This is a genomic window from Anaerotignum sp. MSJ-24 (assembly GCF_018918145.1).
In the GTDB taxonomy this organism is placed as follows: Bacteria; Bacillota; Clostridia; order Lachnospirales; family Anaerotignaceae; genus Metalachnospira.
On sequence record NZ_JAHLPX010000005.1, the window covers coordinates 289,083 to 315,106 of the forward strand.

Below are 26,024 nucleotides of genomic sequence, written 5' to 3' on the forward strand. Positions count from 1 at the left end.
ACCGACATCGGCTTTGTTCCGGTGTCGGTATTTTTGGTATTATACTTCAACTATGCCTGTTGTTGTAAGTCGTATTTCGGGAATAACCGTAAGGCTGACAAAGCCTAAGGTCATAAACGGATCAATTTCGGGATTTACACCGAGCTCAGCGGCTGTTTTATGCAGATTATCCATTATTTCGGTAACTTCTTCAACACTCTTATCGCACATAAGGCCGGCAAGAGGCAGAGGCAGTTCGCCGATGATTTTTCCGTCGAGAGCTATGGCAAAACCACCGTTGTTGTTTCTTACGCAGTTTGCGGCAACAGCCATATCCTCTTCGGTTTTTCCGGCAACAATAAGGTTATGTGCATCATGTGCGATACTTGTTGCTATTGCGCCTTTTTTAAGACCGTAGCCGGAAAGATAGCATTTGCCGATATGTCCCGTTCCTTTATGGCGTTCCGCAACGGCAAGCATAACGCAGTCCGAAACATCCGATGTAACGATTTTTTCTGTTGTTATTTGCTTGTTATGCAGGCCGATAACTGTGTATTTATCCTGTTTTTCTATTGAAAAATCGGAAGGCTTTAATTCCTTTATGTTGAAGGTATGGTTAATTCTGAGCATAAGCTTTTTGTCAACCTTCGGCTTTTCAAAAGGAACAAGTCCCGTCTGCTTGTTGTAAATTTCCTTTCCTTCCTTGTATACTGACAAAATATTCAATGCACGAATATCATCAACGATTGAGAAGTTTGCTTTATAGCCTATGCCGATAGCACCTACATTGTCTATTCCGAAATGCTTTGCCGTATTTATTGTAGCTGTTTTGATAGCAAGTATAGGATTTGCGCCGAGAGAAACAGCTTTTTTGATTATATAATCCATATGTCCGTCATGGTATAAATCGCCGGGATGTTTGTCGTCGGTACAGGTCATACAGCGAAAATGATATTTTTCATCAAAAAGTCTTATGAGAGCCTCAAGATTTTTTGCGGCAGTACCTTCACGTATTATTACCCACATACCTTTGCGGAGCTTTTCAAGAGCTTCATCAAGATTTGTACATTCGTGGTCGCTTGTTACGCCGGCGGTTATATAGGCATTTAGTGCCTTTCCTCTTACTCCGGGAGCATGACCGTCGATTTTTTTGCCGTAGGCAAGTGTAGATGTAAGCTTTTCGATCATTTCAAAGTCTTTATTAAGAACGGCAGGGCAGTTCATAACCTCACCAAGACCGAGAACTCTCTTTTCTCTTAAATATGGAACAAGCTCATGGTGAGTAAGAACAGCTCCGTTTTCGTCATCGGGCATTGCCGGAACACAGGAAGGAAGCATAAGAAATACATCAAGCGGCATATCTTCTGTGCTCTGTAGCATATAGTCGATTCCGTCTGTTCCCATAACATTGGCTATTTCATGCGGATCGGCAACGACAGCTGTTGTTCCGTGAGGAATTGTTGCTCTTGCAAATTCGTAAGGCGATACAATGGATGATTCAAGATGAATATGGCCATCTATAAAAGAAGGAATGACGGTGTTTCCTTTAAGGTCAATTTCCGTAATACCTTCGTAATCTCCTATTCCCACAAAATAGCCGTCTTTTATGGCGATGTCGCCGTCAAGAAGCTCGTTTGTAAATACATTTATGTATTTTGCATTTCTGAGAACTATATCAGCCTTCTGGTATCCGAGTGCAGAATCAATTCTGTTTTCCATAAAATAACCTCCTTAAAATATATTTTATACAGTATACTATAAGAAACGGTCAATTTCTACTGCGATTTGAATTTCTGTACTATATTTTTTGACAAACAATATTGGCAAAGGATATAATAAAATATAAACAACAGGGAATTTAGGGGGCATTAATATTTATGACAAAAGTGACTTATCTGCATCACAGCGGATTTATGGTTGAAACAGAGAAAAACTGCCTTGTATTTGATTATTATACAGACGGCGGAAAGTTTGACAACATAGATTTGTCGGCGTTCAACGGAAAAAATGTATTTGTTTTTGTATCTCATTTTCATCAGGATCATTATGACAGAAATGTGATATTCAAATGGAAGGATATGAATGTAAGATATATTCTTTCAAAGGACTGTATGTATGATAAAAGTCTTGAAAATGTTACGGTTGTGAATGCAAATAAGGGTTACATAATTGACGGTGTTGCCATAGAAACGCTTAAATCAACAGACGAAGGCGTTGCATACATTGTTCATTCGGACGGAATAACCATATACCATGCCGGAGATTTAAACTGGTGGCATTGGAACGGCGAAAGTGATGCCTTTAACAACATGATTAAAAAACAGTATACCTCGGAAATATCGAAAATAAAGGGCGTAAGCATAGACATAGGCTTTGTTCCGGTTGATCCGAGACTTGAGGATAAGTATATTCTTGCAATAGATTACCTTATGCAGAATGTAGACATCAAGCATGTATTCCCTATGCACTTCTGGCAGGATTATGCCATATATAACAAGCTTATGGGTGATCCGAGAACAAAGGAATATTGTGAAAGAATAGAGAAGATTACTAAACCGGGACAGGTGTTCAAGTTATGAATAAACAGGAGCTGGACAAGAAGCTGAGAGAACTCGGCGATGAAAAATATAAAGCCTTTCATTCAAAGCTTAAGCCTTCCGAGTCGGAGGTCATAGGTGTCAGGTCGGTGGAAATCAGAAAGCTTGCCAAGAAAATAGCTTTTGATGATTTAGAGTATTTCGTTGATGAACTTACTGTGAATGACAGCTATGAGGAAAAAATAATAACAGGTATGGCTATATTTTATTCCAAGCTCGGCATAGATGAAAAAATAAATTTGTGCAAAAAATATGTTCCGTTTATAGACGGCTGGGCAGTATGCGACGGTGTATGTTCAACAATAAGATTGAAAAAAGCCGAAAAAGAGCCGTTCTGGAATTATATAAAGGAATGCTGTAAATCAGATAAGGAATTTATCGTAAGGTTCGGACTTGTTTCAGCAAGACATGACTACATAAATGATGAATATATAGAAGAAATACTTGCCATATGCAGAGATAAGGAATACATAGGATACTATGACAGAATGGCATCGGCATGGCTTATAGCCGACTGCATGGTGAAGTATCCTGAAAAAATTTATGAATATCTCAAAAATGAAAGCATTGATATATGGGTAAGAAATAAAGCGGTATCTAAAATAAGAGAGTCTTACAGGGTAAGTGACGAAATGAAGGAGAAAACAAATTTACTTACCAAGGCTTAAGGGAGGTGTTTTTATGCTCGAATACGAGATCAAACGAATGGTAAATAACGATATAGAATACTGTAAGCACGAATGGGACGAATATTCCTTTGATGTTGAAAAGATGGCTGTGCTTTTTGACAAAATGCTGTTCAGATATGAAAAAATAATAAAGAATTTTGATGAAGATATGAAGGTTGTTCTCGCATATGAAACGGACAGTGATGCCGGTGATGTTTACAGACATAATGTAAAGCTGATTATTAAAAAGCTTGAAGAATTCAGAGATAACGGTTATAAAAATGACGGACTCGGAGCAGAAAACAATCCCGAACAGGATATACTGCCTTATGATGCCAATGAATTTGATTCGGCCAGACTGTTTTTCGAGCAGTCCGAACAGCTTAGTGAAAGTCAGAAGAGCGAAGCAATACAGAAGATAGAAGAAATAGAGGAAATCTGTATGTCGGATAAGAAACCTTCATATAAGTGGGAACAGCTTAAACCATATGTTGTATGGCTTACAGGGAAAAATTTGATAATTGCCTCCCATATAATGCCTTTATTTATGCTTGTTAAGTAATAGTTATCAAAATATGATAAATTTAACGGTTTAAAGTCTCAAAACATATTGACAGGATAGGATATAAATATATATAATAGACGATAAAGCATACAGTCATTGAAAATCATAATGACTGTATTTTGATTAGGGGGAAATAAAAAAATGAAGAAAAATTTACTTAAAATCTGTACAGGAATTATGTCTGCTGTACTTCTGGTCGGAGCTTTTGCAGGCTGCTCAAGCTCATCATCAACAACCGATAACAAAACAGAGGACAATGCAGCAACAGATGAGGCTGCCGACGGAGAAAGAACACTTGTTGTAGGCGTTCCCGGAACACCCAAGCCTTATAACTATGTTGATGATTCCGGTGAGCTTGTAGGATATGAAATTGACATGCTCAACGCTATGGCAGAAAAGATGAATGTAAAGCTTGACTATCAGGTAACGGAATTTGAATCAATGTTTGCCGGTCTTGATGCAGGACGTTACGACCTTATCATCGGTAACATTTCAAAGAAACCCGAACGTGAAGAAAAATATCTTTTCAGCACAGAGCCGTATTTCAAAAACAAAATCGTTCTTGTAACAGCTAAGGACAACACAGACATCAAGAGCATTGATGATCTCGGTGGCAAGAGAGTTCCCGCAGGTTCAGGCCGTGCAAATGCACTTTTCATGGAAACTTATAACGAACAGCATCCCGATAATCCTATTGACATCCAGTATACAGATGCCGACGCAAGTGCAGCTCTTGTAGACCTTTACAACGGACGTTATGATGCTTGTATCTATAACCAGACATACGTAACAGGCGTTATGGACGAATATGGTTATGAATACAACGTATATGAAATACCTAATGCTGATGAGATCGAAATCCCTGAAGCTTGGATTCTTTTCAGCAAAGACAATACGGAATTAAGAGACGAAATGGACAATGCGCTTGCTGAAATTAAAGCAGACGGCACTCTTTCCGAAATAAGCGTAAAATACTTCGGAGAAGATTATGTTCCTAAAAACTAAGGCTTTTAAATCCTGCTGAAACAACGAAATTTAGCCACTGCCGAGATATTTCGGCAGTGGTAATTTGCTATAAAGACAGGTGTGAATTACAATGGAAAATATTTTTAAACCATCCGCAATACTTGAAGGTATAAAAGGAATTATTCCCAATATTCCGATTACACTTGAGATTGCGGTTGTTGCTGCTATTATAGGTATAATTTTAGGCTTTATTCTTGCACTGTTCAGAGTTAAAAAGCTTCCGGTGCTTTCCCAGCTTGCTACGCTTTATATATCTTTTATGCGAGGAACACCCCTGCTTGTACAGATATTCCTTTCGTATTACGGTATTCCGGTTATGCTCAACATACTTAATTACCGTTTCGGAACAGCCTTCAGCATAAATAAAATCCCTAATATGGTGTTTGTATATGTTGCTTTTTCACTCAATGAGGCGGCTTATATGGCAGAGGCAATACGTGCGGCAATTCTTTCGGTTGATCGAAAGGACATTGAGGCAGCTCATTCAATCGGAATGACAGGCGGACAGACAATGCGAAGAGTAATACTTCCACAGGCTATGATTGTTGCTATTCCCAATCTCGGCAACAGCGTTATAAGCCTTGTTAAATCAACTTCGCTTGCATTTACCATCGGTGTTATGGACATGATGGGACGAGCAAAGGTTATATCGGGAAGTAATATGCGATTTTTTGAGGTATATATAGGTCTTGCTCTTTTATACTGGGTAATGTGCATAATTATCGAGTTTGTTGTTAATAAGCTCGAAAAGAAATTTAATATTCGTGAGAGGAAAGTGGTGCAGAATGATTAAGCTTGAGGGAATAGAAAAATCGTTTGGCAATAATCATGTACTGCGAGGCGTTGATCTTACTGTTAATACAGGTGAAGTTGTATCTATAATAGGAGCAAGCGGAAGCGGAAAATCAACCTTTCTGCGTACAATAAATTTTCTGGAAAGAGCCGATGCAGGAAAAATAACTCTTGATGACATTTGCGTTGATGCGGCAAATGCGGATAAAAAGGATATACTGGCGTTATGCAGAAATACAGCTATGGTGTTCCAATCATATAACCTTTTTCAGCACCGTACAGCTCTTGAAAACGTAATGGAGGCTCTGACTATTGTACAGAAAAAGCCTGTACAGGAGGCAAGAGCCATTGCGGAGGAACAGCTCAGAAGAGTAGGTCTTTCGGACAGAATGAATTATTATCCTCATCAGCTTTCCGGCGGACAACAGCAGCGTGTCGGAATTGCGAGAGCACTTGCAATCAATCCGAAGGTAATGCTTCTTGATGAGCCCACAAGTGCGCTCGATCCGGAAATGGTCGGCGGTGTTCTGGACGTTATCCGTTCCATAGCTGAACAGGGACTTACAATGATTATTGTTACACATGAAATGGCATTCGCCAGAGATGTATCTGACAGAGTTGCGTTTTTTGCAGACGGAAATATAGTTGAATCCGGTACTCCGGAGGACATTTTTGTTAATACCCGTGAAACACGTACAAAGGATTTCTTAAAGCATATGCTTGCACGATGAAAGGAAGGAAAAAAATGCGTTTTATTGTTTGCGGTGATGCGTTGTTTTCAAGCCGTAATCTTGAAAACCGTTTAGATAAAAAAATTGTTGAAAAGCTTAAATCAGCCGACGGCGGCTTTGTTAATGCCGAATTTTGTACACCTAATCCCGAAACACCGCCTGCCTGCGGAAGAGGATACATGACCTCCGTAAGACCGGCAACGCTCAAGGAATTTTCGGATTTAAACCTTAAAATGGTCGGCTTTGTTAATAACCATACAGGTGATTACGGCTGGCAGGGAGTTATGGATACAATGAATGCGGCTGAAGCACATGGACTGATTGCATGCGGTGTCGGACGCGATTTAAGAGAGGCCCGTCTTCCTAAATTCCTTGATACACCTACGGGAAGAGTAGGCATTGTTGCAACAGGTTCAACACGTTCTGAGGTTTTTGCGGCAAGCAACAGCGGTGCCGGAGTTGCACAGCGTCCCGGTTCAAATCCTCTTCGTTGGGGAAGAGCATATGTGCTTACAGATGAGCTTTTTGAACAGCTCCACAATATAGATGTTGCACTCGGAACAAGAAAGAGTATGGACGAAGGCTGTAAGGTGGAAACCTATCCGCCTCAGGGCAATGATTCTTTTAAATTCGGTTCTCTTTTTGAAGGCTGTTTACAGATAGAAAGAGGAGAAAAATCTCATGTGCGTACTTTCGTAAATGAGAAAGATGCCGAAGAAGTGCTTAAGAGCGTAACAGACGCATCAAAGCGTTCTGATTTAACAATATTCAGCCTTCATACACACGAAGGACTTAACGAAAACTGGTATGCGGCAGAACCACCCGAATTTGTGGAAAAGATTGCACATGATGCCATTGATGCCGGAGCAGACGTTGTTGTCGGACACGGTGCCCATTTCCTTAGAGGCGTTGAGGTATACAAAGGAAAGCCTATATTCTATAATATAGGAAGTATACTTATGGAGTTTGAGGCCGGAGAATCCATAATAGCACCGGAAATGTATGAGGCATACGGATATGCGGTTGACAGCAGACCTTCCGACCTTCATACACACAGAGCTAAAGACAAGGATGGAAACTTCATAGGCTTTAATGCCGAAAGACGTTTCTCCGAAAACTGTCTTCTCCAGATTGACATGGACGAAAACGGTAAATTTACTTACGGACTTCTTCCTATCGACCTTTGTATGAATGCCGAAAAGCCTCTTCACAGAGGACTCCCTCGAGTTGCAGACACAAAGACTGCACATGAAATAGCCGAGCACATGACTAAGTACAGTGAGGCATACGGAACAAAGCTTGAATATGATGAAAAAGACGGAATGATTCATATAAAATAAAAAAGAATTTTATTTGGCGGTATGATTGTGCTTTAAAGCATTTCATACCGCTTTTGTCATGTTTATCAAAATACATATTTATATTGCTTTAAAATCGGGCATATGGTTGTTAATATTGTACAAATGTGTTAAAATGAATAAATAAGGTTGGTAAATCACAAAATATCCGCAAAAACCTGTGGAGGAAAAGAATGATTAAGCTTATTGCTTCCGATATGGACGGAACACTTCTCAACAGCAGAGGAGAACTTGACAACGAAATATACGATATAATAAATAGACTTAAAGAGCTTGGCATTATCTTTACGGCGGCAAGCGGAAGACAGCTTGAATCGCTTAAAAAAAGATTTCTGCCTGTTGATAACGATATAATATATCTTGCCGAAAACGGAACCTATGTTGTATACAAAGGCGAGGAAATATACAGCAATGTTATGAATAGAAATATTGTTGAAGAGCTTGTTGATAAAATCGAAAATATAGGTGACTGTGCGTGCTTTTTATGCGGAAAGAAAAGAGCATATTGCGAAAATGACGAACTTATTGAGTTTATGCGCCAGCCTATATTCGGCTATGATATAGTTAAAATAAACGATATAAGCGAAATAGACGATGACATTTTGAAGGTATCGCTGTTTGATTCGGTTGATCCGAGAGAGCGTTCCTATAAAATACTTGAGCTGGAATACAGAGGAAGAATGTACCTTGCCACATCGGGCTATAATTGCCTTGACATAATGAATATCGATGCAAGCAAAGGAACGGCAATAAAGGAAATATGCAGAAAATTCGGAATAGATAAAAAAGATACAGTTTCCTTCGGAGATAATTATAACGATCTGGAAATGTTTGCAGAAACGGGAATGAGCTATGCAATGTTCAATGCCGATGAATATGTGAGAAATAAAGCCGATAAGGTTATCGGCAGTAATGACGAAAATGCGGTTATAGAAACACTTAAAGGTATTATTGAGGAGATATATTGATATGAAAAAGGTTGCGAGCCATGCACTCGGCTGTAAGGTGAACCAATATGAAAGTGAGGCGATTGCCGAGCTTTTTGCGGAAAGAGGCTATGAGGTTGTCGGTATAGATGAGCCGGCAGACGTTTATGTTATAAATACCTGTACGGTTACGAATTTCGGAGATAAAAAAAGCCGTCAGCTTATAAGAAAGGTTAAACGCCAGAATCCCGATGCCATAGTTGCGGCAATAGGCTGTTATGCACAGACACAGCCGGAAAAAATAAAGGAAATCGAAGGTGTAAACCTTATAGTCGGTACAAACAAAAGAAGTGAAATAGTTGACCTTGTGGAAAATTATTCGGCACAGCAGGGAACGATATGTACTGTCGGTGAAATATTGAAGGACCACAGCTTTGAGCATTTGTCTATACAAAAGCTTGAAGGCAGAACGAGAGCCTATTTAAAAATACAGGACGGCTGTTCACAGTTCTGTACCTATTGCATAATTCCATATGCGAGAGGTCCGGTGAGAAGCAGAAGCATTGATGATATAGCCAAAGAAGTTGAAACACTTGCAAAAAACGGTTTTAAAGAAGTTGTGCTTGCCGGTATACATGTTGCCTCATATGGCAAAGATTTAGAAGGAACAACTCTTCTTGATGCGATAAAAAGAGTACATGGGGTTGACGGAATAGAAAGAATACGTTTCAGCTCCATTGAGCCGAATTTTGCAACAGAGGAATTTGTGAGCGAGCTTGCAAAGCTGCCTAAGGTATGCGACCATTTCCATCTTTCTCTTCAGAGCGGCTGTAACAAAACGCTTAAGCGTATGAACAGAAAATATACGGCCGAACAGTATATTGAATCGGCGGAAAGACTGAAAAAGTATTTTCCTAATGTTGCATTTACAACGGACATAATAGCCGGATTTCCGGGAGAAACAGAAGAAGATTTTGAGGAAAGCTATAAATTTGCGGAAAAAATCGGATTTTCAAAAATTCACGCCTTTCCTTATTCGCCCAAGACAGGTACTCCAGCGGCAAAAATGCCTGACCAGGTGCTGAATTCGGTTAAGAATGAGCGTACAAACAGACTCATAAGCTTAAGCAACAGAATGGCTGATGAATTCATAGAAGGCTTTGTAGGAAAAACAATGCCGGTTCTTTATGAACAGGAGATAGCCGAAGGAGTATACGAAGGATATACGACAAATTATATAAGAGTTCATTCAAAAAGCGACAAAAACCTCTGCAATGTTATTGCAGATACAAAAATAATGTCGGTTGAACACGAAACGGCAGAAGGAAGAATAGTTTAATTCATTGCAAAAAACTTTGAAATGGTATAAAATTAAGTATTACTAATGATGATATGATTTCTTTTACATGGGAGTGATAGTATGGAAAAGAAAAACTCGATTAACGAAACAATGAGATTCGGCGCAGTTGAAAAGGAATATACAAGCGAAGCAGAAAAAATAATAATGGACGTTACTGCGGCTCTCGAAGAAAAGGGCTATAATCCCGTAAACCAGCTTGTCGGCTATATACTTTCAGGTGATCCGACATACATAACAAGCTACAAAAACGCAAGAAGCATAATCCGTAAGCTGGAGAGAGATGAGCTTCTTGAGGAAATTATTACGGACTATCTGAAAGGAAAATGCTGATTTGCGTATATTGGGACTTGACCTTGGGGACAAAACCGTCGGTGTGGCTGTAAGCGATCCGTTCGGCTGGACAGCCCAGGGCGTTGAAATAATAAGAAGAAACAATCCGAACGAACATAAACAGAGCCTCGGAAGAATTGCCGAACTCATAGATGAATACGGCGTTGAAACAATAGTTCTCGGCTATCCGAAAAATCTTGATAATTCGGAAGGAACACGCTGCGAAAAAACAAAGGTATATAAGGATTATCTTGAACGCAGATTTCAGAAAATACCTGTTATTCTCTGGGACGAGCGGTTCAGTACCGTTGCCGCAAACAACAGTATGATGGAGGCAGGACTGAGCCACGAAAAAAGAAAATCCGTTATTGACAAAATGGCGGCTGTACATATACTTCAAGGGTATCTGGACAGCAAAAGAATAGAAGGAGAAAAATAAAATGGCTGATGATTTTGAAAGAGACGATATGGACGAAGAAGTACCTGTAATAACTATGGTTGATGATGAAACAGGCGAAGAAACAGAATGCGTTGTTATTGACAGAATAAGCAATAACGGTGCCGAATACATGCTTGTTATAGAAAGCCAGTATATCGACGATGATGAGGCTGATGCAAAAATACTTAAGGTTGTCGGAGAAACAGAGGACGACATTACATATTCGGTTGTTGACGACGGAGAAGAGTTTGAGGCCGTTGCAGCACTTTTCGGAAATGACGAATATGACGTTGAATTTTAATTTTGAATAATAAGTGAAAGCATTTATAAATATATAAGACAGGAGGTGTTTTTTTGGCTTCAAAGAAACCAAAGTTAAAAGTTATATCTTTGGGTGGATTACAGGAAATCGGAAAAAATATGACCGTTTTCGAATACGATAACGATATAATAATTGTGGACTGCGGTCTTGCTTTTCCGGAGGACGATATGCTCGGTATAGATTTGGTTATACCCGATATTTCGTACCTTGTTAAAAATATGGACAGAATAAGAGGTATTGTGCTTACGCATGGACATGAGGACCATATAGGTGCATTACCGTATGTGCTTAAGGAGATAAATGTGCCGGTTTTCGGTACATTGCTTACGCTCGGACTTCTTGAGAATAAGCTTAAGGAGCATGGCATAAACAAGCTTGTTACTCTCCATACGGTTGTTCCCGGGGAAATGGTTAAGCTCGGACAGTTCAAGGTTGAGTTTATCCATACAAACCATTCTATTGCCGATGCGGTAGCACTGGCTATAACAACACCGGTAGGCGTTGTTGTCCATACGGGAGATTTCAAGGTGGATTATACACCTATCGACGGTGGAGTTATGGATCTCCACAGATTTGCGGAGCTTGGCAAGGCAGGAGTGCTTCTTCTTCTGAGCGACAGCACAAATGCCGAAAGAAAAGGCTTTACAATGTCCGAAAGCTCGGTTGGCGGTGTTTTTGACGATATATTCAGCGAAACGCCTAAAAACCGAATAATGGTTGCGACCTTCTCATCAAACATACACCGTATACAGCAGATCGTAAATTCGGCATACAAATACGGACGTAAGGTTGCGATAATCGGCAGAAGTATGGTCAATGCGGTTAAGACATCTATCGAGCTTGACTATCTGAATATGCCTGATAATACACTCATAGATATAAGCGAAATAAAAAATTATACCGATGATAAGCTGGTTATAATAACAACAGGCAGTCAGGGCGAAACTATGTCGGCTCTTTCGAGAATTGCATCAAACGAGCACAAACAGGTTTCCATAAGACCTGGCGATAAAATAATAATCAGTGCTTCATCTATACCGGGAAATGAAAAAAATATTTCAAACGTAATAAACGAGCTTATGCGTAAAGGTGCGGATGTTGTATACGATGGCATTGCCGATATACACGTTTCCGGACACGCAAGACAGGAGGAGCTTAAGCTTATGCTCTCTCTTGTAAAGCCTAAATATTTTATGCCGGTACATGGTGAATATGTTCATCTGTTAAGCCACAGGGATTTGGCTTTGTCACTCGGTATTCCCAAAGAAAATATATTTGTAATGAATATCGGTGAGGTTTTGGAAATATCCAAAAAAGATGCAAAGGTGAACGGAACAGTTCCTTCGGGACAGGTGCTTGTTGATGGCCTTGGCGTAGGCGATGTCGGAAATATTGTGCTTCGTGACAGAAGAAACCTTTCGGAAAACGGCTTGATGATAGTTGTTGTTGCCATTGATTCGGCGTCCGGCTGTATTGTTTCCGGACCGGATATTATTTCAAGAGGCTTTGTTTACGTAAGGGAATCAGAAGACCTTATGGATGAGGCAAAGAGCGTTATTAACGATGCACTTATGAAATGCGAGGCTAACCATATTTCCGGTTGGTCAAACATAAAGAATACAATAAAAGATACGCTTAAAAATTTCCTTTGGCAGAAGATGAAGAGAAGTCCTATGATACTGCCGATAATTATGGAAGTATAACGACAGTATGGCTTTAGGTGAATTTAAGTGAAGGAAATAAACGAACTTATAAACGAGCTTGCCGCACAGATTTCTTATACAAACGAGTATAGAAGCTTTAAAGCGGCAGAGGAAAAAATCAGCTCCGATGAGCTGGAAAAAATCAAAAGATATAAATGCTTAAAAATAAAGCTTATTAATACGTTTTCTGCTGAAACGGAAAACACTGCAAACGAATTATACAGAGAGCTTTCGATAAACGAGGATATAAAGGAATATATGCTTTGCGAGAAAGTACTTTCGGGTATGGTTGCAGATATATATGATAAAATCGGAAAAAGATTGAATATTGTTTAAGTCAGAAAGTCCGCTGTGTTTACAGCGGATTTTTTAATACCACAAATTGACATCAAATAAAAATTGCCATTAATGCCAAAACCTTTTATAATTATGTCAAAAGGAGGTATTTTAATGGCAAAATTGTCAAAAATACTGGTTATTTCCGCTTTAAGCATAATAACGATGAGCACAACGGCATTTGCACAGACGCCGAAGGATACGGACAGCGGTCTGCTTATGCTTGTTAATGCCGAGTACAGAATACCGGACGGGTTTGATCCGGACAAGGTGATGTTTGAGGATACATATTATTTAATGCGTGAAGAGGCGGCAGAAAATATTGAAATAATGCTTGATGATATGGAAAATGAGCTCGGTGAGGCACCTATGGTCGTAAGTACATACCGCACATATCAAAAGCAGGTTGATTTGTTCAATACGGATTATAACGGAAAGCTTGCACAGGGACTTTCGCCCGAAGAGGCAATGAAACAGACAAGAAGATATGTTGCACTTCCGGGAGCAAGTGAGCACCATACTGCATTGGCGATAGATTTATCCAACGACGGAACGCTTGAAGAGAACTTTATAGACACCGAAGCCGGAAAATGGATAAAGAAAAACTGCTATAAATACGGCTTTGTTGTCCGTTACCCCAAGGCGAAGGAAGAAATGACGGGAATAGGCTATGAGCCTTGGCATATACGTTATGTCGGCAGACCTCATTCCGACATTATGTATGCGAATAACTGGTGCTTGGAGGAATACATAGCCGCACTTGAAAACAACGGAATGATAACATGGGCAGACGGTGAAACTATATGGCAGATTTATTATACCGAAAACGAAAATGCGGTATATTCAAATGTTGTCGATATATCAAACAGCAATACCGGCGGATATGTTGTTACAACGCATAAAGGCAAAGAAATTATTACAAAAGCAGAAACGGTAAGCTCGATTGCGTACAGAAGAAATAAACTGCTTTCAAGATTAAACGGATAAATTAATGACAGGCTCGGTACTTAAGGTATCGGGTCTTTTTTTGCGACTTTTTTACAGGTAACTTCGAAAATGTCAATGAAATTCGGGGACTTCTGTTACGGAACCAACGTCAATGTTACAGTTATGTTACAAAATAGCCAAAAGCCTTGACATTTTCGAGGGGGGTAAAATGAACATATACTAATTGATAGATATGTGCATGTTGTACATTGTGCATAACCGTTTACCCGACAAAACGGCGGAAAACAAGGTGCTCTATGAATGTATCGGTCAATTTGTATAAGCCAATACGTACATTTAAAATTAAAGGAGGAAATAAGATGAAAAGAAAATTGGCATTACTTATTGCCGCTGTAATGACAGTAGCAATGGTACCAGCAACAGCTTTCGCATCAACAAAACTTACAGCAGTTGATGAAATCAAAGTTGGTACAGATAAGATCTTCACATCAAGAGTTGAACTTTCAAAGAGCAACGATCAGGTAAACATCACAGATACTTACAAATATAAGGGTAAGAATGCTGCCGGTGATGATGTTGTTGATGTTGATGCATTTGATGTTTATGTAACACTTACAAACGGTACATTTGCATACGAAAAAGATGATGATGACAAAGCACGTTCAATGGAAGTTGCAGCTAACATGAAAAACGCAAAGGGTATTCTTGCAGTAGATGTTCAGAGCGATACAAAGGCTAAGATTACTCTTAATGCTAAAATGTTCAATGGAGAACATCCAGGCTCAAAAACTTGCGTACTTCCTATGATTGTAAAATCAGGTGAAGTTGGTGATGTTGTTGCTAAGTTTACAAGCAACGTAACAGCATTCAAGACAGCTTCAGAAGTAATTGCAACAGCTCAGACTGGTAAAGTTGAAATTACATCAGAGGGCGTTAGAACTTTCGTTGAAGATGCTACAAAGGATGAAGATACTGTAAAAGATATTACAATCAAAGAACTTACACCTGACGTGCTTAAGGGCGGTTCAATCAAACTTAAGTTGAGCGGAAATTGGAAGTTTACAAATGCAGGTACAGTATCATTTCTTAATGAAGATGGGGATGAAAAGGTTGATGCAACAGCTGCGATTGACCCTAAAAATGATGATACTATAATTATTACATTTAAAGACTACAATGAGAATGTTGAGGATGCGGATCCTGATTACAGATTTACACCTAACATGCTTACAGATATGACTATATCTGGCATTAAAATTCAGACACTTAAGAAATGTAAAGCAGGCGATGTAGCTACAATCACAGTTTCATCAATGGCTTCATCAAAGGAATTCTCAAATGTTAAGCTTGAGGTTGCTAAGATGGTTAAGGAAGCAGTTACATACTCAGTTGAAGACAAAGATCTTCCTCAGATCTGGTCAGGTGCTGACAACGATGATGAAAACACACTTAAGGTTTCAGTTGAAGAAAACACAGGCGATATCCTTAATACATCAAGAAAAGCTACATTCACATTCCCTGAAGGAATTGAAGTAGTAGAAGCTATTTTTGATGGCACAAATAATGATGATTTTGAGTACGAAATCGATGAAAATGTTGTAACAATCAAGAACTATTCAAAGAATAATAAAGAATCTGACAAGACAGACTTTGATGTTAAGTTCGTTCTTAACGCAGCACCTACATTTACAGGTGATGTAAACGTTACACTTGGCGGACAGTTTGATGACGTAACACTTAAGGTAGCTACAGTTAAGGCTCCTTACACAGTATCAGCTAAGACAAGCGAGGTACTTATCGACTACAGATATGTACCTGTAAACGATATCGTTATCACAGAAGCTGAAGAAGGTATCCTTAAAGAAGATGACCAGATTATCCTTGGTGTAGAGAAGATGGACTTCGAAGACGCAGGTAAAGTAGAAGTAACAGAAGGCGACATCGACGTTGATGTTGATATTGATGATTTAGGTGACTATGATCTCTTTGATGTTAAGGGAGATAAAGCATACCTTACAGTAACAGTAAATGATGAGTCAACAGAGGCTTCAACAATCGTTGTAAGCGGACTTGAACTTTACCTTGACAGAACACTTCCCGTAGGCGGATATGCACTTGAAAACATCGGTGGATATACAACTAAGACAATCGAAAAAGATGGAGAAAAAGTTACAGTAATTGATAATGTTAATAATATCCTTTGGGAAAACTCATCAAATGTAAAAGATGAATATGATGCAGAGGCAGTTACAAATGAAGCTTACCCTGCATACTTCAAGTACAAAGCAGTAACAGTAAACGACAGCTATGTTGACGTAATCACATCAGCTCGTGACCAGGATGACTCTACAACAAACAAGAAGATCATCATCACAGTTGGCGCTTCAACAATGGCAGTAGGAACAGAAACAGTTAACCTTGACGCTCCTGCATATATCAACAGCGAAAACTACACAATGCTTCCCGTAAGAGCAATCTCAGAAGCATTCGGTGCAACAGTTAACTGGGATGCAGCATCAAGAACAGTAACAGTACTCAGCGGACAGAGAATCATTTCTATGACAATCGGTTCAAGAACAATGTACATCAACGGTACACCTGTTGCAATGAACACAACAGCAGCTATCGTAAACGACAGAACATTTATCCCTGTAAGAGATCTTGCTAACTCACTTGGTATCAGTGCAATCAACTGGACAGAAGCTTCAGGTACAGTTACACTTAACTAATTAATCCGAATTAATTTAATTTAACATAGGATTTATCCCCTCCGTTTTACGGAGGGGATTTTTTTGAGACAATAATACATTAAGTCTCTTGTTCAAAGGAACGAAAAACATATTATATTTGCTATATACCGCCATATTGTGTATAATAAAATATTGAGGTGGTAGAATGTCACTGACTATAACAGAAATAAAAAATATATTGAGCACTACCGATTATGACGGACTTCCGGAGGTTCTGGACGGCTTCAGAGCCGACGAGCGTTCCGGTGTTATAAAGCTTATAAAGCAGTTTGAAAACAAATATTCAGCACATTTAGCCGAGCTGAAAAGGCTTGAAGAAATAACTATGTTTGAAAAAGACCTTTATTCTAAAGGCTACAAGCTTATTGCCGGAATTGATGAGGTCGGAAGAGGCCCTCTTGCAGGCCCGGTTGTTACGGCGGCGGTTATATTGCCGGTTGGCTGTAAAATAGAAGGTGTGAACGATTCCAAAAAGCTTACGGCACATAAGCGTGAAGAGCTTTCATCGATTATAAAGGAGAAGGCTGTTGCTTATGCCTTCGGAATGGCATCACCGATTGAAATTGACGATATAAACATATTGCAGGCTACATATAGGGCAATGCGTAAGGCAATATCGGCATTAAACCCCAATGCGGATTTTGTGCTTGCCGATGCGGTTACAATACCGGAGATAACCGTTCCGCAAAGAGGTATAATAAAAGGCGATGCAAAGAGCATTTCCATAGGTGCGGCAAGCATTATCGCAAAGGTGGAACGAGATGCCATGATGGACGAATATGCTAAAATATATCCCGAATACGGCTTTGAGAAAAATAAGGGCTATGGTTCGGCAGAGCATATTGCGGCAATAAAGGAATACGGCCCTTGTCCTATACACAGAAAAACATTTATTAAAAACTTTATATAATTATGAATAAACGCAGTATTGGAAACATAGGTGAAGATATAGCCGTTAAATGGCTTGTAAAAAATAAAAATTATAATATACTTGACAGAAATTATTCGACAGGCTATGGAGAAATAGATATAATAGCCGAAGACGGAAAAGCACTTGTATTTATCGAGGTAAAGTTCAGAAACGGAACTGACTTCGGTTATCCTTATGAGGCGGTAAATAAAAATAAACAACGCCGTATATGCAAAGCCGCATTGCGGTATGTGCAGGAAAAATATAATAATGATGATATAAATATGAGATTTGATGTTGCTGAGATTATAAATAAAGACGGTGTTTATTATATCCGTTATACTGAAAATGCGTTTGAATGGAGAGAATAATGAAATTAAATATAGATGGCAATTTTAAATATTATACATTTGAGAGTTTGGAAAAAATAGATTTTATCGGACATTGCTTTACATCAAGACATGGCGGCGTAAGCACCGGTTATCTTGAGTCGCTTAATCTCGGCTTTTCAAGAGGCGATGAACCGGAAAATGTTGATAAAAACTTTGATATAGTATGCAATACATTGGGCGTTAAAAAAGAGAATTGCGTAACACTTAAGCAGGTGCATTCGACAAAAATAATAACAGCCGATGAAAGCATTAAAGGCATGGGATTCAGAAAGGATATTAACAGAATAGAGGCAGACGCTTTTGTTACAAATAAAAAGGGTATTGTTCTTGTTACATTCCATGCAGACTGTGTTCCGTTGTTTTTTGTAGATACCGAAAATAAGGCAATCGGCATGGCGCATTCCGGTTGGAGAGGAACTGCCGACGGTATGGCTGCGGCCATGGTTGACAGAATGAAGGACGAGTTCGGAACAAAGCCGGAGAATATAAAGGCCGGCATAGGTCCGTCCATAGGAATATGCTGTTTCCAGGTGGATAAGCCTGTTGTGGACATATTCATGGAAAAATATAAATTTGCTGATAAATATATTGTAAACGATAAGCTTTGCGAAGGAAAATATAAAATTGACCTTTGGGGAATAAATAAAGAAATACTGCTTGAAAAGGGAGTAAAAGCTGATAATATAGAGATCGGCGGAATATGCACAAAGTGCCACCCGGAAACCTTCTATTCACATCGTGTTATGGGAGAAAAACGAGGCACAATGGGTGCATTCCTTTTTTTGAAATGAGGATTTAGTGTGGAAAATTTAAACACAGGCAAAAAAGAAAATGTTATAATCAGTGTTGAAAAGGGAAGTATAGCCGAAGAGATAGGAATAGAACCGGGCGATGTACTTATTTCTATAAATGATAAGGAAATAAAGGACGTATTCGACTACCGTTATATGATAAATGACGATTATCTGGAAATGGTTCTTGTGGACAGCAACGGTGAGGAATATATTGCCGAGGTTGAAAAGGACTATGATGAGGATATAGGCATTGTGTTCGAGAGCGGACTTATGGACGACGCAAGAAGCTGTCGTAATAAATGTATATTCTGCTTTATCGACCAGTTGCCGAAGGGTATGCGAGAAACGCTCTATTTCAAAGATGACGATACAAGACTTTCATTCCTTCAGGGCAACTATGTTACGCTTACGAATATGAAGGAAAGCGATATAGACAGAATAATATATTATCATTTGTCGCCGATAAATATTTCCGTTCACACAACAAATCCGGAGCTCAGAAAAATGATGCTCCATAACAATAAAGCCGGAAACATAATGGAGAGAATGAAAAAGCTTGCCGCCGCAGGAATAGAGCTGCATTTGCAGGTGGTTCTCTGCAAGAATGTTAATGACGGCAAAGAGCTTGACAGAACCATAGGTGATGTTGTAAAGTTATTCCCTCAGGCAGAAAGCATGTCGATAGTGCCTGTCGGACTTACGAAATATAGGGAAGGCTTATATGAGCAGGAGCCTTTCACAAAGGAAGATGCGGAAAAGGTTCTTGACCAGATAGAAGGCTGGCAGAAGAAAAATCTTGAAAAATACGGTTCAAGGATAATATATGCCGCTGATGAATTTTATCTTAAGGCAGAAAGAGAGATACCCCAGCCGGAGAATTATGAGGATTTTCCGCAGTTTGAGAACGGTGTCGGAATGCTTTCGCTTTTTAAGAGTGAATTTTATGATATGCTTCCGGATATAAAGGAGCGGACGGACAGAAAAAGGACTGTGTCGGTTGCGACAGGCGTTGCGGCTTACGGACTTATAAAGGAAGTCTGCGATAAAATTTCGGAAAAATGTGAGAATACAACAATAAATGTATATTGCATAAAAAACAATTTCTTCGGAGAAATGATTACCGTTGCCGGACTTCTTACGGGACACGATATAATAGACCAGCTTAGGGATAAGGAGCTTGGAGAATATCTTGTTCTGCCGGATACACTTCTGAGAAATGGCGAAACGGTGCTTCTTGATGATATATATTTGGAGGATATAGAAAAAGCGCTTGGCGTGCCTATAAGAATTGCACTTAATTCGGCGGCAAGCCTTGTTGGCAAATTGATGAATTTGGAGGATAAATAAATGAGCAGACCGATAGTTGCGGTTGTAGGCAGACCTAATGTAGGTAAGTCTACACTTTTTAACAGACTTGCTGGAGAAAGAATATCCATTGTACAGGATACTCCCGGCGTTACAAGAGACAGAATATATGCTGATATTGACTGGCTTAATTATAAATTTACGCTTATTGACACAGGCGGTATGGAGCCGGACACAGAGGATATTATTTTAAGACAGATACTTGTTCAGGCACAGATTGCCATTGATACGGCAGATGTAATTATATTCGTTACAGACGTTAAACAGGGTGTTACAGAGGCAGACTCACAGGTTGCCAATATGCTCAGAAGAACAAAGAAGCCTGTTGTGCTTGCTGTAAACAAGGTTGACGATATGCGTAAGGAAAACCTTGATGTATATGAGTTTTATAGCTTAGGCATAGGCGAGGTATATCCTATATCAGCCGGACAGGCATTGGGACTCGGTGATATGCTTGATGCCGTATGCAGTCAGTTCCCGGACGGAAGCGAAAATGTTGAGGACGAAGAGGTAATCAAGGTTGCTCTTATCGGTAAGCCCAATGTAGGAAAATCATCTCTTATAAACAGAATGCTCGGCGAAGAGCGTCTTATTGTAAGCAATATTCCCGGCACAACAAGAGATGCGATAGATACGCCTTTTGAATACGACGGACAGAAATATGTTCTTATTGACACCGCCGGAATGAGAAGAAAGAGCAAAATAAAAGAAGATATTGAAAAATACAGTATTATACGAGCCGTTGCGGCAGTAGAGCGTTGTGACGTTGCCGTTCTTGTTATTGACGCACAGGAAGGCATTTCCGACCAGGACGCAAAGATAGCCGGAATTGCCCATGAAAGAGGAAAAGCTGCAATTATTGCGGTAAATAAATGGGACGCTATCGAAAAAGACGATAAAACAATGAATAAATTCCTTAAGGACATTGCCAATGATCTTTCATATATGGCATACGCTCCGAGAGTGTTTATTTCCGCACTTACCGGACAGCGTGTAATCAAGATGCTTGATACAGTTAAGGAGGTTTATGCAAACAACAATCTCCGTGTATCGACAGGTGTACTAAATGATGTGCTTGTAGAGGCAATGGCTATGCAGCAGCCGCCGGCAGAAAAGGGCAGACAGCTTAAGATTTATTATATGACACAGGTCGGAGTAAAGCCGCCTACATTTGTTATTTTTGTAAACGACAGAGAGCTTCTGCATTTCTCATACAGAAGATATATCGAAAATCAGCTTAGACAGAATTTCGGATTCAAGGGAACACCGATTCATTTTGTAGTAAGACAAAAGGGAGATAAGGATTGATATGTTCAGAATAGTATGCCTTGTAATAGGTTATTTTATAGGCTGTATACAGACTGCCTACTTTGTCGGTAAGGCATATCATGTCGATATAAGCAAGGTCGGCAGTGGAAATCTCGGAACAACAAATACGGTAAGAGCACTCGGAGCAAAGGTCGGACTCTTTACATTCTGGTGCGATGTGGCAAAATCGCTTGTTGCGTTTCTTATCTGTAAGGCGATATTTAAGGCTGATCCGATAGTTGCCGGATTCTACGGTTCTGCCGGAGCAATACTCGGACATGATTTTCCGTTTTTCCATAAATTTAAGGGTGGTAAGGGAATAGCGGCAATGGTCGGAATGACCTTTGCCACATGGCCGTTCCCTGCACTTATTATATTTATTATTGCACTTCTTATATTGCTTTCGGGCTATGTTTCGGTTACATCATTGATATTGTCTGTACTTATACCGATATTTTTACATATTTGGGGTTACCCTTCGGAAGCGGTATGGGTGACGATAGCACTTATGTGTCTGGCAATATTCCAGCACAGAGCGAACATAAAACGTCTGTTGAACGGAACTGAAAGCAGATTTGATATTATAGGAAAGCTTAAGCCTAAAAAGAAGGAGAGGTAAGAATTATGAAAATTTCTGTTATCGGAAGCGGAAGCTGGGGCACTGCGCTTGCTGTAATGCTTGATAAATATGGACATGATTTAACTATATGGTCATGGAAGGAAGAAGAGGCAAGAAGAATTCGTGAGGACGGAGAGCATAAGGAATTTCTTCCCGGAGTACCGATAAGAAAAGAAATAAAAATTGTTACATCACCCGAAGAGGCTGTAAAGGACGCCGAAATAGTAATTGCGGCTGTTCCTTCAAAATTTGTAAGACTTAATATAATGAAATTTGCTCCGTATTTCAATGAAAAGCAGATTATCGTAAATGTTGCGAAGGGACTTGAGGACGGAAGCCTTAAAACACTTGCTGAGGTTATAAAGGAATGTGTACCTCAGTGCGAAGTGGCCGTTCTTTCGGGACCGAGCCATGCGGAAGAGGTCGGCAGAGGAATACCGACTGCCGCTGTTATTGCAAGTGAGAATGAAGAAATTGCAAAGATGATACAGCATGAATTTTCAAATCCTGTATTCAGACTTTACACAAATACAGATGTTATCGGCGTTGAAATAGGAGCTGCCATGAAGAACATAATTGCTCTTGCGGCAGGTATGTCCGATGGTCTTGGCTATGGTGACAACACAAAGGCTGCTCTTATGACGAGAGGTATGGCTGAAATAACAAGACTCGGTATGGCTATGGGCGGAAGAAGAGAAACCTTCTACGGTCTTTCGGGAATGGGAGATCTTATCGTTACATGTACAAGTATGCACTCAAGAAACAGAAGAGCAGGTATTATGATAGGTGAAGGAAAGAGCCTTCAGGAAACGCTTGATGCGGTGCATATGGTTGTTGAAGGTGTCAATACCGCACAGGCGGCATCGGAGCTTGCCAGAAAGCTTAATGTAAGCATGCCCATAACCGAAGCGATTACAGGCGTATTATTCAATGGCAAGGACGTAAGACACGTTGTTTATGATCTTATGATGAGAGATAAAATATCAGAGAAATAAATACGGTATACCAAAGGCAAGACCGATAAGTATTCCGGTAAGCACGTCAAGCGGATAGTGTACGCCGACAAGAAGCCTTGTTATGGCAACGACTATTGATACAATAAGACCGATAATGCCTAAATAGGGATTAATATAAAATAAAGATGTTGTTATAACGAAGGAGCTTGAACAATGCAGACTGGGAAAGCTATGTCCGCTGGAATGGCTTTCAAGCGGCGTTACATCGAGAACATCAAACGGTCTTGGACGGTCGACCTTATCTCTGAATTTAGTTACAAGAGTAAGCTCGATAAGCGGACAGGCGGCAAAGGCTATAACTCTTATGTCACGCATTACGACAAGTATAGGCATAAGACCGTAGAACAAAACCATCATAACCTTAGGAGCTTTATCGTTCAAAAATATTACGGGCTTATGGAGCTTTTTATGTTTCATAACGAAATTATGTATTTTCATATACAGGTTTGTGTCAAATAAAATTAACTTATCCAAATAAATTCACCTCACAGATATGTTTATTATGATAGCATATTCTGTGAGGTTTTTAAATGCTTATAAAAATATAAAAGCCCCACAATGTTTGACCACTGTGAGGCAAAAGGAGATATTTAAAGAGGGCAAAGTTATCAGCTTGCTTTTTGTTCAAGTCTTAGTCTGTCGGCAATCAGTGCTATAAATTCACTGTTTGTCGGTTTACCCTTATGGTTGTTTACCGTATAACCGAAAAGCTCATCTATTGCGTCTATTTTTCCTCTGCTCCATGCAACTTCTATGGCGTGTCGGATTGCTCTTTCAACGCGACTCGGAGTTGTGTTGCATTTCTTGGCAATGGCAGGATAAAGCTCCTTTGTTATGTAGTTGAGTACATCCATGTCATTGACCGACATTATTATTGCCTCTCGCATATAATGATAACCTCTTATATGTGCGGGAACGCCTATTTCATGCAATATTCCGGTTACCTTTGCCTCAAGGTCATATGCGGCGGCTTTTTCGGAGGTGCTTCCGACCACAAGCGCCTTGCCGTCTGATTTTTCACCTGTTTTTGTATATTTAAGCTGTCTTATTCTTAGAACAAGTGCGTCCATGTCGAAGGGCTTTACTATATAATATTCTGCACCGAGTTCGATTGCTCTCTGTGTTATTTTTTCCTGATTTATGGCTGAAAGCATTATACAGATTGGTTTCTGTGAAATATCCGAATGTTTCTGTAATTTTTCGAGAACACCAAGGCCGTCGAGTCTTGGCATAATGCTGTCTATGATAGCAATATCCGGTTTTAATTCTCTTATTTTGTTGAAGGTATCAATGCCGTCGTACGCAATTCCGACAACACTTATGTCTTCCTGTTTGTTTAAGTATGAACTTACAACATCGCAAAAATCCTTATTATCATCTGCCAGTATTACTCGTATCTTATTTTGACTCAAAATAATCCCTCCTGTGATTTAAGTTATTTGGTTTATGTAAAATATTAGAAAATATGTAAATAAATTACATCTAAAATCATTATAATGGAAAGATAAACAGATTGCAATATTTTAAATGAAAAAACGTGCAAAAAATATCGATAAAAATAACATGAAAATGACAAAAGATGGAAAATTGCACTAAAATGCAGTAAAAAAATACACCATGCTTTATAATATCGGCATGGCGTACAATTTATTCGGGTTTTCCAAACAATGAAAGGGCAGTGTTTTTATATCGTTTATCATCGGATATGTCCTTTCCGAACCATTTCGGAGGAACAAAAGACATACATTCGGCCATATCGGGAAATTCAACCTCAACGGTTAAAAGTCCGTCAAGATAAAGGTGGTAAATATCAAGCTCGGCATTAAGTCCGCCGTCTATGGGAATTATATATCTTGTCTTTGAAACAAACCTTGTTTCGACCTTTTCGGAAAGATTTTTGTATTGCTCTTCGGTAATTGAAAGCTCAAATTCTTCTCTTGCAACAGCACCTTTACCTTTTACGGTAAGTATATAATCGGAATCGCTTTTGCGTATGCGTATTGTAGGACTGGTGCTTATATAGGCCTGTTCTATTTCATTATGAGGATAACGGTCTAAATTTTCAGGTATTTCGGCAACAAGAAATTTTCGTTCAATTTCCATAATATCACTCCTTACGGTAATTATAATGAAATAATTGATTGAATTCAATGGAATGATTTTACATTAATGTTGTTATATACTTAAATTTATTGTATAATAATTAAAACAATGCGGACATTATTAAAGGAGGTATTTCATATGAAAAAGGTTTATTTATTTTTAGCATATGGCTTTGAAGAGGTTGAGGCACTTACAACAGTTGACCTTCTGAGAAGAGGCGGAATAGAGGCGATTACGGTGTCTGTTTCCACAAGTAATATAGTTACCGGAGCACACAAAATTCCTGTTACGGCCGATATTAAGATTGATGAGATAACTCTCAATGAGGCTGACGCTATTGTACTTCCCGGTGGTCAGCCCGGCGTTGATAACCTTATGACATGTGATACAATGAAGAAAATAATACAGTCTGCTTATGAAAATAATAAGCTTATCTGTGCAATCTGTGCCGCACCGATGATACTCGGAAAAATGGGACTTCTTGAAGGCAGAAAGGCAACCTGTTATCCTTCGTGTACAGGAGCGTTGACGGGAGCAGAGGTTTCCGATGACAAAGTCTGCGTTGACGGAAACATTGTTACATCACAGGGCGTAGGAACAGCCATTGATTTTGCTCTTGAAATAATAAAAATACTTGCCTCCGAAGAAATATCAAATCAGGTAAAAGAAAGCATACTTGCCTGAAAA

At 39.4% G+C, this 26,024-nt stretch carries 28 protein-coding genes; 24 read left to right on the plus strand and 4 right to left on the minus strand.

Going from position 1 to position 26,024, the window contains the following annotated elements; genetic code table 11:
* Positions 1–39: 39 nt before the first annotated feature.
* Positions 40–1,698 (minus strand): adenine deaminase, encoded by a 1,659-nt coding sequence (ade, locus tag KQI66_RS05715; protein WP_216427716.1) that lies wholly within the window; start codon positions 1,696–1,698, stop codon positions 40–42.
* Positions 1,699–1,856: 158 nt separating this feature from the next.
* Between ade and KQI66_RS05720 the strand changes: the two genes are divergently transcribed.
* From KQI66_RS05720 to KQI66_RS05830, 23 genes are all read left to right on the plus strand, one after another.
* Positions 1,857–2,558, plus strand: coding sequence for an MBL fold metallo-hydrolase (locus KQI66_RS05720; RefSeq protein ID WP_216427717.1), 702 nt, complete (start codon positions 1,857–1,859; stop codon positions 2,556–2,558).
* Complete coding sequence (locus KQI66_RS05725; RefSeq protein ID WP_216427718.1) at positions 2,555–3,244, plus strand: DNA alkylation repair protein; 690 nt, start codon at positions 2,555–2,557, stop codon at positions 3,242–3,244. Before KQI66_RS05720 ends, KQI66_RS05725 begins: the two co-directional genes overlap by 4 nt.
* 13 nt (positions 3,245–3,257) lie before the next feature.
* Complete coding sequence (locus KQI66_RS05730; RefSeq protein ID WP_216427719.1) at positions 3,258–3,806, plus strand: hypothetical protein; 549 nt, start codon at positions 3,258–3,260, stop codon at positions 3,804–3,806.
* Between the two features lie 144 nt (positions 3,807–3,950).
* Entirely contained in the window at positions 3,951–4,814 is an 864-nt protein-coding gene (locus KQI66_RS05735) for a transporter substrate-binding domain-containing protein (RefSeq protein ID WP_216427720.1), read from the plus strand.
* Between the two features lie 91 nt (positions 4,815–4,905).
* Positions 4,906–5,628, plus strand: a complete 723-nt coding sequence (locus KQI66_RS05740; RefSeq protein WP_216427721.1) for an amino acid ABC transporter permease — start codon at positions 4,906–4,908, stop codon at positions 5,626–5,628.
* Entirely contained in the window at positions 5,621–6,358 is a 738-nt protein-coding gene (locus KQI66_RS05745) for an amino acid ABC transporter ATP-binding protein (RefSeq protein ID WP_216427722.1), read from the plus strand. The genes KQI66_RS05740 and KQI66_RS05745 overlap by 8 nt, the downstream gene beginning before the upstream one ends.
* Before the next feature lie 14 nt (positions 6,359–6,372).
* Entirely contained in the window at positions 6,373–7,698 is a 1,326-nt protein-coding gene (locus KQI66_RS05750; RefSeq protein ID WP_216427723.1) for a CapA family protein, read from the plus strand.
* Between the two features lie 191 nt (positions 7,699–7,889).
* Positions 7,890–8,684: an HAD family hydrolase gene (locus KQI66_RS05755; RefSeq protein ID WP_216427724.1), complete on the plus strand. Its 795-nt coding sequence runs from the start codon at positions 7,890–7,892 to the stop codon at positions 8,682–8,684.
* Position 8,685: 1 nt separating this feature from the next.
* Positions 8,686–9,981 carry a tRNA (N(6)-L-threonylcarbamoyladenosine(37)-C(2))-methylthiotransferase MtaB gene (gene mtaB / locus KQI66_RS05760; protein WP_216427725.1) on the plus strand — a complete coding sequence of 432 codons (1,296 nt, stop codon included), beginning with the start codon at positions 8,686–8,688 and terminating at the stop codon, positions 9,979–9,981.
* Between the two features lie 81 nt (positions 9,982–10,062).
* Positions 10,063–10,332: an IreB family regulatory phosphoprotein gene (locus KQI66_RS05765; RefSeq protein WP_253287684.1), complete on the plus strand. Its 270-nt coding sequence runs from the start codon at positions 10,063–10,065 to the stop codon at positions 10,330–10,332.
* A gap of 1 nt (position 10,333) precedes the next feature.
* Positions 10,334–10,771: a Holliday junction resolvase RuvX gene (gene ruvX / locus KQI66_RS05770; protein WP_216427726.1), complete on the plus strand. Its 438-nt coding sequence runs from the start codon at positions 10,334–10,336 to the stop codon at positions 10,769–10,771.
* 1 nt (position 10,772) lies between these two features.
* Positions 10,773–11,072, plus strand: coding sequence for a DUF1292 domain-containing protein (locus KQI66_RS05775; protein ID WP_216427727.1), 300 nt, complete (start codon positions 10,773–10,775; stop codon positions 11,070–11,072).
* A gap of 53 nt (positions 11,073–11,125) precedes the next feature.
* The gene (locus KQI66_RS05780; RefSeq protein WP_216427728.1) at positions 11,126–12,796 is read left to right on the plus strand and encodes a ribonuclease J; all 1,671 of its coding nucleotides are present in this window, start codon (positions 11,126–11,128) and stop codon (positions 12,794–12,796) included.
* Between the two features lie 27 nt (positions 12,797–12,823).
* A complete protein-coding gene (locus tag KQI66_RS05785; RefSeq protein WP_216427729.1) occupies positions 12,824–13,132 on the plus strand; it encodes a YlbF family regulator in 309 nt (102 codons plus the stop codon).
* Between the two features lie 114 nt (positions 13,133–13,246).
* Entirely contained in the window at positions 13,247–14,119 is an 873-nt protein-coding gene (locus tag KQI66_RS05790) for a M15 family metallopeptidase (RefSeq protein WP_216427730.1), read from the plus strand.
* 320 nt (positions 14,120–14,439) lie between these two features.
* The gene (locus KQI66_RS05795; RefSeq protein ID WP_216427731.1) at positions 14,440–16,809 is read left to right on the plus strand and encodes a copper amine oxidase N-terminal domain-containing protein; all 2,370 of its coding nucleotides are present in this window, start codon (positions 14,440–14,442) and stop codon (positions 16,807–16,809) included.
* Positions 16,810–16,975: 166 nt separating this feature from the next.
* A complete protein-coding gene (locus KQI66_RS05800) occupies positions 16,976–17,740 on the plus strand; it encodes a ribonuclease HII (protein ID WP_216427732.1) in 765 nt (254 codons plus the stop codon).
* Between the two features lie 2 nt (positions 17,741–17,742).
* Positions 17,743–18,111: a YraN family protein gene (locus tag KQI66_RS05805; RefSeq protein WP_216427733.1), complete on the plus strand. Its 369-nt coding sequence runs from the start codon at positions 17,743–17,745 to the stop codon at positions 18,109–18,111.
* The gene (pgeF, locus tag KQI66_RS05810; protein ID WP_216427734.1) at positions 18,111–18,923 is read left to right on the plus strand and encodes a peptidoglycan editing factor PgeF; all 813 of its coding nucleotides are present in this window, start codon (positions 18,111–18,113) and stop codon (positions 18,921–18,923) included. Before KQI66_RS05805 ends, pgeF begins: the two co-directional genes overlap by 1 nt.
* Before the next feature lie 9 nt (positions 18,924–18,932).
* Positions 18,933–20,273 carry a DUF512 domain-containing protein gene (locus KQI66_RS05815; RefSeq protein WP_216427735.1) on the plus strand — a complete coding sequence of 447 codons (1,341 nt, stop codon included), beginning with the start codon at positions 18,933–18,935 and terminating at the stop codon, positions 20,271–20,273.
* Positions 20,274–21,599: a ribosome biogenesis GTPase Der gene (gene der / locus KQI66_RS05820; protein WP_216427736.1), complete on the plus strand. Its 1,326-nt coding sequence runs from the start codon at positions 20,274–20,276 to the stop codon at positions 21,597–21,599. It begins immediately after the preceding gene.
* Position 21,600: 1 nt separating this feature from the next.
* Entirely contained in the window at positions 21,601–22,218 is a 618-nt protein-coding gene (locus tag KQI66_RS05825; protein WP_216427737.1) for a glycerol-3-phosphate acyltransferase, read from the plus strand.
* Positions 22,219–22,220: 2 nt separating this feature from the next.
* Positions 22,221–23,213, plus strand: a complete 993-nt coding sequence (locus tag KQI66_RS05830; RefSeq protein ID WP_216427821.1) for an NAD(P)H-dependent glycerol-3-phosphate dehydrogenase — start codon at positions 22,221–22,223, stop codon at positions 23,211–23,213.
* Here the strand turns inward: KQI66_RS05830 and KQI66_RS05835 are convergent.
* From KQI66_RS05835 to KQI66_RS05845, 3 genes are all read right to left on the minus strand, one after another.
* Entirely contained in the window at positions 23,202–23,651 is a 450-nt protein-coding gene (locus tag KQI66_RS05835) for a phosphatase PAP2 family protein (protein WP_216427738.1), read from the minus strand. The two genes, KQI66_RS05830 and KQI66_RS05835, sit on opposite strands and share 12 nt — an antisense overlap.
* A 191-nt stretch (positions 23,652–23,842) precedes the next feature.
* The gene (gene spo0A / locus KQI66_RS05840; RefSeq protein ID WP_216427739.1) at positions 23,843–24,646 is read right to left on the minus strand and encodes a sporulation transcription factor Spo0A; all 804 of its coding nucleotides are present in this window, start codon (positions 24,644–24,646) and stop codon (positions 23,843–23,845) included.
* A 235-nt stretch (positions 24,647–24,881) separates the two neighbouring features.
* Positions 24,882–25,337 carry a CYTH domain-containing protein gene (locus KQI66_RS05845; RefSeq protein ID WP_216427740.1) on the minus strand — a complete coding sequence of 152 codons (456 nt, stop codon included), beginning with the start codon at positions 25,335–25,337 and terminating at the stop codon, positions 24,882–24,884.
* A 138-nt stretch (positions 25,338–25,475) separates the two neighbouring features.
* Between KQI66_RS05845 and KQI66_RS05850 the strand changes: the two genes are divergently transcribed.
* Positions 25,476–26,021: a DJ-1 family glyoxalase III gene (locus KQI66_RS05850; RefSeq protein ID WP_216427741.1), complete on the plus strand. Its 546-nt coding sequence runs from the start codon at positions 25,476–25,478 to the stop codon at positions 26,019–26,021.
* Positions 26,022–26,024 lie beyond the last annotated feature (3 nt).

Bases quoted from the DNA above. Each gene is read 5' to 3' on its own strand.
- KQI66_RS05755 (WP_216427724.1), top strand. From the start codon at position 7,890: ATGATTAAGCTTATTGCTTCCGATATGGACGGAACACTTCTCAACAGC.
- KQI66_RS05825 (WP_216427737.1), top strand. From the start codon at position 21,601: ATGTTCAGAATAGTATGCCTTGTAATAGGTTATTTTATAGGCTGTATA.
- KQI66_RS05765 (WP_253287684.1), top strand. From the start codon at position 10,063: ATGGAAAAGAAAAACTCGATTAACGAAACAATGAGATTCGGCGCAGTT.
- KQI66_RS05775 (WP_216427727.1), top strand. From the start codon at position 10,773: ATGGCTGATGATTTTGAAAGAGACGATATGGACGAAGAAGTACCTGTA.
- KQI66_RS05740 (WP_216427721.1), top strand. From the start codon at position 4,906: ATGGAAAATATTTTTAAACCATCCGCAATACTTGAAGGTATAAAAGGA.
- KQI66_RS05745 (WP_216427722.1), top strand. From the start codon at position 5,621: ATGATTAAGCTTGAGGGAATAGAAAAATCGTTTGGCAATAATCATGTA.
- KQI66_RS05845 (WP_216427740.1), bottom strand. From the start codon at position 25,337: ATGGAAATTGAACGAAAATTTCTTGTTGCCGAAATACCTGAAAATTTA.
- KQI66_RS05800 (WP_216427732.1), top strand. From the start codon at position 16,976: ATGTCACTGACTATAACAGAAATAAAAAATATATTGAGCACTACCGAT.
- KQI66_RS05790 (WP_216427730.1), top strand. From the start codon at position 13,247: ATGGCAAAATTGTCAAAAATACTGGTTATTTCCGCTTTAAGCATAATA.
- KQI66_RS05750 (WP_216427723.1), top strand. From the start codon at position 6,373: ATGCGTTTTATTGTTTGCGGTGATGCGTTGTTTTCAAGCCGTAATCTT.
- KQI66_RS05805 (WP_216427733.1), top strand. From the start codon at position 17,743: ATGAATAAACGCAGTATTGGAAACATAGGTGAAGATATAGCCGTTAAA.
- mtaB (WP_216427725.1), top strand. From the start codon at position 8,686: ATGAAAAAGGTTGCGAGCCATGCACTCGGCTGTAAGGTGAACCAATAT.
- KQI66_RS05735 (WP_216427720.1), top strand. From the start codon at position 3,951: ATGAAGAAAAATTTACTTAAAATCTGTACAGGAATTATGTCTGCTGTA.
- pgeF (WP_216427734.1), top strand. From the start codon at position 18,111: ATGAAATTAAATATAGATGGCAATTTTAAATATTATACATTTGAGAGT.
- KQI66_RS05730 (WP_216427719.1), top strand. From the start codon at position 3,258: ATGCTCGAATACGAGATCAAACGAATGGTAAATAACGATATAGAATAC.
- ade (WP_216427716.1), bottom strand. From the start codon at position 1,698: ATGGAAAACAGAATTGATTCTGCACTCGGATACCAGAAGGCTGATATA.
- der (WP_216427736.1), top strand. From the start codon at position 20,274: ATGAGCAGACCGATAGTTGCGGTTGTAGGCAGACCTAATGTAGGTAAG.
- KQI66_RS05725 (WP_216427718.1), top strand. From the start codon at position 2,555: ATGAATAAACAGGAGCTGGACAAGAAGCTGAGAGAACTCGGCGATGAA.
- KQI66_RS05795 (WP_216427731.1), top strand. From the start codon at position 14,440: ATGAAAAGAAAATTGGCATTACTTATTGCCGCTGTAATGACAGTAGCA.
- KQI66_RS05835 (WP_216427738.1), bottom strand. From the start codon at position 23,651: ATGAAACATAAAAAGCTCCATAAGCCCGTAATATTTTTGAACGATAAA.
- KQI66_RS05850 (WP_216427741.1), top strand. From the start codon at position 25,476: ATGAAAAAGGTTTATTTATTTTTAGCATATGGCTTTGAAGAGGTTGAG.
- KQI66_RS05720 (WP_216427717.1), top strand. From the start codon at position 1,857: ATGACAAAAGTGACTTATCTGCATCACAGCGGATTTATGGTTGAAACA.